Annotated in this window: 1 protein-coding gene; it reads right to left on the reverse strand. The window is 39.2% G+C overall.

Annotated elements, in window-relative coordinates; genetic code table 11:
• Positions 1-287: 287 nt before the first annotated feature.
• Positions 288-1340, reverse strand: coding sequence for a hypothetical protein (locus JI65_RS16915; protein ID WP_191018334.1), 1053 nt, complete (start codon positions 1338-1340; stop codon positions 288-290).
• Between the last annotated feature and the right edge of the window lie 18 nt (positions 1341-1358).

The following is a 1358-nucleotide window of genomic DNA, read 5'->3' on the forward strand; positions in this document are numbered from 1 at the left end:
AAATTTCGACGCGGATGCACGCGGATGGTGAAAAAACTCTAGAATAGATGGGGGTAGTCACTCTGGAATTAACTTTTTTGTCACCTCGAGCGTAGTCGAGAGGTCTACTATCGTCTTGGAACAGTAGATGTCTCGACTTCGCTCGACATGACAGCGTGGAACGCTCTGAATGACGACTTGCAAATTTCGACGCGGATTGGTCGCAGTTTTCGGATCATTATCGGGCTTGCCCTGTCACCCCGAACTTGTTTCGGGGTTTATTTGCAAATCGATGGTGAATCGAAAACTTATTGCAACGTGTATATACAAGACTCTTCTTCAAGTGCTTCGTTTATCTCTTCCTTTGTTATGTACTCAATATCAAAAGAGTATTCCTTTCCCTCAATTGTAATGGTTGCAGTTACCTTGTTTTCGCCATTTGTGTAGGTAATCGGGGAAGTAAAAGCATTTGATTCATCAAATTCAATATAACCGTCTTTCCACCCTGTAACTTTTGCAATTGTCATGCTGTCGTTTGTGGCAGAAAGAATTGTATACTGAGTTTCTGCATTATTTTCCCAAATTATGATACTCGACTTTTCCTTTGCCATTGTTCCAATATCGACATCTATTTGAAAATCTGGATGCTCAAACTCGGTAGGTATTTCTGAACTATAAAAATATTCATAACTAGCGTTGAAAATATCTCCAAATTTCAAACCTTGGGGAATGAAGGTCCAATCTTCATCGCTTATCACAAATTCGTTACCTTCTAATTTGTATGCGTATGTATAATAGAATTTTTTCTCTGCCTCCTCATTCAAAATTTCGTGCTTTCTCCATTCGTTGAATTTTTCAGCAGATTCACACGCACGGTCATCATTTAAAAGTTCTGCTATTTGTTCTTCCGTGATATCAGGATTAAGTGCTTTGTAAAGTTTTATTTTTTCTGCTTTGTATTCTTCAAACGTTTCTGGAATTGTATTTGGTTCTGTATAGAGAGTTATGCCATCCCGCTCGTAAGAAACTGTTTCGCTCAGCGTTTTTGAAAGAAAGTATCCCATTTCTGAATTAACAATGTATGAATCTGTATATTCATATCTAATACGGTAATCGCCACAGTATTTTAAGTATTCATAAGAGTCAGGTTCTTGATTGCTTGTAGTTACGATAGTGCCATTTTTAAAATCAAACGAATACAAATCTCCGTGAAAATCAGCAGCAAACGTCTTTCCGGCAAGTTCGTTCGTTTCCACAACCGCCTTCTCTTCCCCGTCTTCCATCTCCGCCTTGCACGAAGCAAGCACGCCCAGTGCCAGAATGCCTGCGAGCACGCCTTTTACCACAAAACTTTTTTTCATTTTTTCTCCTTCGTATAC

The sequence above is a fragment of the Treponema zioleckii genome (assembly GCF_014737315.1).
Classification (GTDB): domain Bacteria; phylum Spirochaetota; class Spirochaetia; order Treponematales; family Treponemataceae; genus Treponema_D; species Treponema_D zioleckii.